At 45.4% G+C, this 5797-nt stretch carries 4 protein-coding genes and 1 pseudogene; all 5 read left to right on the forward strand.

Annotated elements, in window-relative coordinates:
• Nucleotides 1–511 precede the first annotated feature (511 nt).
• The 5 genes and pseudogenes from Q1A70_RS18590 (at nt 512) to Q1A70_RS18610 (ending at nt 5663) form a co-directional block, all read left to right on the forward strand.
• Nucleotides 512–2044, forward strand: coding sequence for an ABC transporter substrate-binding protein (locus tag Q1A70_RS18590; protein ID WP_299695148.1), 1533 nt, complete (start codon nt 512–514; stop codon nt 2042–2044).
• The gene (locus Q1A70_RS18595) at nt 2037–2984 is read left to right on the forward strand and encodes an ABC transporter permease (protein ID WP_299695143.1); all 948 of its coding nucleotides are present in this window, start codon (nt 2037–2039) and stop codon (nt 2982–2984) included. Before Q1A70_RS18590 ends, Q1A70_RS18595 begins: the two co-directional genes overlap by 8 nt.
• Nucleotides 2975–3783: pseudogene (locus Q1A70_RS18600) on the forward strand (ABC transporter permease). The gene Q1A70_RS18595 and the pseudogene Q1A70_RS18600 overlap by 10 nt, the downstream one beginning before the upstream one ends.
• The gene (locus tag Q1A70_RS18605; protein WP_299695140.1) at nt 3776–5215 is read left to right on the forward strand and encodes an ATP-binding cassette domain-containing protein; all 1440 of its coding nucleotides are present in this window, start codon (nt 3776–3778) and stop codon (nt 5213–5215) included. Before Q1A70_RS18600 ends, Q1A70_RS18605 begins: the two are co-directional and overlap by 8 nt.
• Before the next feature lie 124 nt (nt 5216–5339).
• Entirely contained in the window at nt 5340–5663 is a 324-nt protein-coding gene (locus tag Q1A70_RS18610) for a DOPA 4,5-dioxygenase family protein (RefSeq protein WP_299695137.1), read from the forward strand.
• The last annotated feature ends 134 nt before the right edge of the window (nt 5664–5797 follow it).

Genomic DNA, 5797 nt, shown 5'->3' on the forward strand with positions numbered 1-5797 from the left:
GGCTCTTTGGCATCTCGAATTAATGATAACTTTCAAGTTCTCAAGCCTGCATCTTCAAGTTGAACGAGTATAGTCAAAACACATCTTCACTTATCAAGCATTTAAGCTGCTCTAGCTTAATAGTTAGGCTACGTATTTCACACCCGAATTTAACTGCAAAGTACGAAAACCCCGCATCTAAAAAACTCACCTACACCCTTGTTATTGCGTAATAAATAGCCATTAAAACCATGAGGTACACCATTTAAACAACAATCGCTCAAATGATATTGTATTTGTGTTGGTATTTTGTTTTATTGTTAGGGAAGGGAGCCAATATGCACTGGTTAAACCCGAGGGAGAATATTCTTTTTCTTAGTTTTCAGTCTTATTTTAACTCGATAGTTAAAATTAGCCATTTAATAAATATTCTCTAGTAGAAACTTAATGCTGTGCATACTTTATTCAACTAAGTATTTAAATGACTTTAAATGACTTTAAATGACGACTTAGGTTCTATTGGAAAGAAGACATGATTAAAAAATGTGTTATTGCTTTAGCTTCACTTTTGGTGCTGTGGTTTATTGTCGACTATGAAGTGGCGGACAAAGAGCATACGTTAACCATTGGTGGCCCATTTGAGTTTACCAGCCAAGACTTGTCCAAAGATGGCTACTTATATACTCGTATGCAGGTTGCACAAGGCTTGGTGGATGTGCAGCCTAACGGAACGTTCACGCCATTATTGGCCACTCGTTGGAATAAAAGTCATGACGGGTTGCAGTGGGCGTTTACCCTGCGATCTGATGTAAAATTTCATGACGGCAGTCAACTCACCCCGAACGTAGTGAAACATTCGCTTGAAGTGGCGATGGCAAAGCCGGGCATCATTAATCAAGTCCCCATTGAGCAGATTACCACCACGTATAACACGGTTATTATCAAGCTATCTGAACCGTATCGTCCACTGTTAGGCATACTTGCGCATTTTTCAACGGCCGTTTTATCACCCAGCTCATACAACAGTGATGGCTCTGTTGCTAAACTATTTGGTAGCGGTCCTTACCAAACGAGCGTGATCGCGCCACCTCATAAATTGCATGTTACGCGCTTTGACGATTATTGGGGCCAACCAGCAGCAATTGAGCAAGCTCATTATTTGACAGGACACAGAGCAGAGAGCCGTGCACTGCAAGCGCAAAGTGGTCAAGCTGATTTGATTTACACCTTAGACCCTGCCAGTTTGGACCAATTACAGCGTTCGAATAACCTGACGGTTCACTCAGAGTCGATACCAAGAACCGTAATCATCAAACTCAATAATGACCACCCATTTCTCAACCATGCAGACATACGTCAAGCACTGAGCTTAGTTATTGATAGACAAGGTCTTTCGCAACATATTATTCGAGTGCCAAACTCAGAAGCCTATGAACTGTTTCCGCCTGCATTAGGTGATTGGCATTTGAATGCCGAGAGTGCGCACTCTCGAAACCTACCTATGGCTAAGGAATTATTAGCTCGACATGGCTGGGCGCTAAATGACCAACAACTGTTAGAGCGAGACGGTGAAACATTTAAGCTTAACATGGTGACTTACGCTGACCGGCCAGAATTGACGGTGCTCGCAACCGCGCTACAAGCTCAATTTAGAGAAGTGGGTATTGAGGTCTCCATTACTGTCGATAATTCAAGTGCTATCCCTTCTCGTCATCATGACGGGACGTTAGAGCTGGCATTAATTGCCAGAAACTTTGGGGCGATTGCGGATCCTTTAGCCTTATTGTTGGACGATTTTGAACATCATAGCGGTGGGGATTGGGGCGTCATGAACTGGTCGTCTACGCCGTTAAAGGATTTATTGGACCGCATGAAGAGCGAAGATAATTCAGAGGCTTATACCCTGATGGCGCAACAGGTTGCACAAATATTGGCCGATGAAATGCCGTTAATTCCAGTGACTTTCTATACCCAGCAAGTCTCCGTGAATAATCGAGTAGTTAATTTTGTCTTCGACCCTTTTGAAAATAATTACCGTATCTCTGAGATGACTTTTAATGATTAATATCATATTCAAACGTATTGGCCACGCGGGCTTTGTGGCTTGGGCTGTCGGTACGTTAACTTTTATATTGATGCGTTTATTACCCGGTGATTTTGCGTATCGCATTGCGGCGGGGCGTTATGGGTATGACTATGTCAACGCCGAGGCCGCGCAGTCGGTCCGTGTGGAACTGGGCCTAGATCAACCCGCTATCGTGCAATATTTTGACTGGCTTAAAGATATGCTTCAGTTCAATCTTGGTACCTCTTTAGTCAGTGGAAACCCTGTAGTTGATGAGCTGACGCATCAGCTAGGACACTCTTTGAAGTTAGCCTTAGTCGCGACCTTTATTTCCTTCTTAATTGCATGGCCGATTGGCGTGTACTGCGGTAAAAAAACCAAAGGCCTAGCTGATCAAATGAGTCTATTTACGTCAGTGACCCTTCGAGCTCAGCCAATTTTCGTCGTTGGCTTGATCTTAATATTGGTCTTTTCACTTCATTTTGGCTTGTTTCCCGTCGCAGGGTTTGGCAGCAGTGCCTATTTAATTTTGCCTGCAGCCACCTTATCACTGAGCCTAGCTGCGGTATCGAACCGAATGATCAGAAACGCCACATCCAGAGTGGTCAGTTCCGGTTTTTACCAGTTCGCACGACTGAAAGGTCTTAACCCTAAACAAGTGTTTACCTACCACGGTCAACCGAATATCACATTACCCGTGATAACCTTAGTCAGCATGCAAGCGGTGATGTTAATTGAAGGCATTGTCATGGTAGAAAGCCTATTTTCTTGGCCGGGTATTGGGCATGGTTTAGCGCATGCCATCTTTAGCCGAGATGTGCCTGTTATCCAAGGCGCGGCGCTGGTGATGGGCTTAATATTTGTGTTTATTAATACGTGCGTTGATCTCTTAGCCTATGTGCTGGATCCAAGACAAAGAGGTGAATTGAGATGCGAATGACGCAAAAGATCGGTCTGGCTATTTTAGTGGCGATTGCCAGCTTGGTCATGTTGGAAACGTTACTGTGGAATTACGACCCCGCGTTACAAAACTTGAGTCACACCTTCGCCTGTTACAAAACTTGAGTCACACCTTCGCCTCAGCAAGCATCGCAGAGCCGTTAGGGACCGACCAATACGGGCGCAGCAATCTCGCAAGGTTAAGCCATGCCATCCAAACCTCCACTTTGATGGCATTATTTAGTGTGATCACTTCATCTGTGTTAGGTCTGATTCTGGGGGTGACTGCCGGATGGAAGGCTAGTCGGTTTGATCAAGCCATGAACTTGGTCTTAAATGTCCTGTTGGCCTTGCCGGGTTTAGTCCTAGTGTTACTTATAGGTGCTTTAATTCCAGGCTCCTTTTTGATGCTCTATATCGCCATTTCATTGATTTTGTGGTTGGAAGTGTTCCGGGTGATTCGAGGCCGAACTCGCGAAATCATGTCGAGCTCTTCTGTAGAGGCCTCAAAACTGTATGGCTTTGGCCCCAAGTACATTTTCTTCACTCATTTATGGCCGGAGTTACGAGAGGATATGTTCACTCTCGCCTGTTTTGGCGCAAGCAATACCGTGTTGGCTCTGGCTTCTATTGGTTTTGTGTATGTGGGACTTAAGCCACCGGAAACCGAATTAGGACTAATGATGGTGGAGTTATTCCCCTATTACAACGATGCGCCTTGGGTGCTCGCTCAGCCATTAATTGCGTTGATTTTGTTGGTACTAAGCTGCCATTTTATTTCGGGAGGCAGCAATGATTGATACCGCTAGTGAACTGGCGTTGAGCGTCGAGAAACTCAATGTACGTAGTGCTGTGCAACAATTAGTCTTTGACCTGTCACTAAAGCTGTTTTACCGACAGCCACTCACAATTTTGGGTGAGACAGGCTCAGGTAAAAGTATTTTAGCTCATGCTATCGTTGATAATCTGCCATCGGAGTTGTCGCGTGATGGACTGATCACCATTCCCGGTTTAGCCCCTTGCCAATCCGTGTCCGATTCCTGGGGCAAACACATTAGTTTGTTACCACAAGAGCCTCAGCGCGCATTGGATCCCATCATGCGAGGACAAAGACAAATATCCGTGGTGGATGAGTGCGTGAAAGGACATTCAGAAAAACAAGGTGACGTACAAGCCATGCAGCGACTTGAGTCTTTGGCACTCAGTGAGCACGCTCATAAGATACCTTCACAGTTATCCGGCGGTATGGCACAACGTTTATCTTATCTGTGTGCCACACAAGCTGGTGGCAAAATCCTCATTGCCGACGAGCCGACTAAAGGGCTCGACAAAGCGCGCTGTGAACAAATCACCCAGCTGCTTAAAACACATTTACAGCAACAGGGGGCCCTATTGACCATCACCCATGACGTAGAATTTGCGCGTGAATTAGGTGGCGAAGTGATTGTGATGAAAGAAGGCCGGATCGTCGAGCGAGGCGATGCAGAGTCGATATTAAACGCCCCGAATCACTCCTACACACAAGCATTAATTGCCGCCTCACAATCGGTGTACTCAAAACCAAGACTGAGCGAAATCGACGAGGTGATTGTTCGCTGTCATCAGTTATCGGTGGCGCGAAACCAGCAGACGCTAGTCCAAGGACTTGATCTGGAAATCAGGCAAGGAGAAATCCTTGGTGTGAGTGGCGACAGTGGCGCGGGTAAGTCTACTTTGGGGGATGTCATACTTGGCCTTGTTAAGCCTGCAAACGGTGAAGTGTGGCGCGGTGAAACATTACGCCCTGCCGCAAGGATGTTGAAACTGTATCAAGATCCACCCGCCGCATTTCCAGAGCACATTAGCCTGAAACGTGCACTGCTTGATGTGTGTCATTTGCACGGTGTCGAGACAAGATTAATAGCGCCTCTCATTGAGAAGGTAAAACTTGATCCCGAGATTTTACAACGCACGTCTCGAGAAGTCTCTGGCGGGGAGTTACAACGCATTGCTTTGGTACGAGCACTGCTACTGAAACCCAAATTGCTGGTCGCGGATGAGCCCACATCAAGGTTAGACCCGATAGTGGCTAGGCAAATTAACCAATTGATTTTACAAGTGTGTAAGGAAATCGGCTGTACCTTGATACTCATCAGCCATGATCAGAGATTACTCTCTCAAGTTTGTCACGCTACCCTTGAATTAGGTTCAGAAAACTGTGAAGTGAAAAGGCTGGAGTCGGTATTAGCTTGATTATGAATGGAGTGAGCACAGACCTGTTGAAGGTTTAGAACCCATAGCAATGGCATATTATATTTAGCTATTTAACGCGGTTTGGGTATAAAATCGTGAAATCATAATTCCAAGGGTTGGTGTCATGTACCACGGTCACATTTATTTTCCTCTGCGATTTGCAGAGCAAGCAGAAACATTGCGTAAGAAAATTCTCTCAGAGCGAACAGATGTATTGAAGGTTCTCCCTCTGGTGCAGCACCTAGTTGGTCCGCATAAAATGCCGATGTTTGAGATCCACTTTGCCAATAAAGAATCGGGCATTATTGACTGGCTTGAGCAAGAGCGCGGTGATATGTCGGTGCTTATTCACCCAGTCACAGGTGGTGAAGAAACTTTGGATCATACCGTTAGAGCGACTTGGCTTGGGCGTAAGCTGGGTGTGTTTGAAGAAACGCTAAGTACCTAAGCCAACACGCCCTAGTATTGCTTTTACATTTTTCAGGGTTGGAATGAGCATTAAAAAGTAAGCGTCTACGAACCGACTCATTGACTTTCTAATATCAACACAGATACCGCCAACTAAGGTGGTATCTGTCATTC

Origin of the sequence: uncultured Vibrio sp. (assembly GCF_947488985.1) — a bacterium.
Lineage (GTDB): Bacteria > Pseudomonadota > Gammaproteobacteria > Enterobacterales > Vibrionaceae > Vibrio.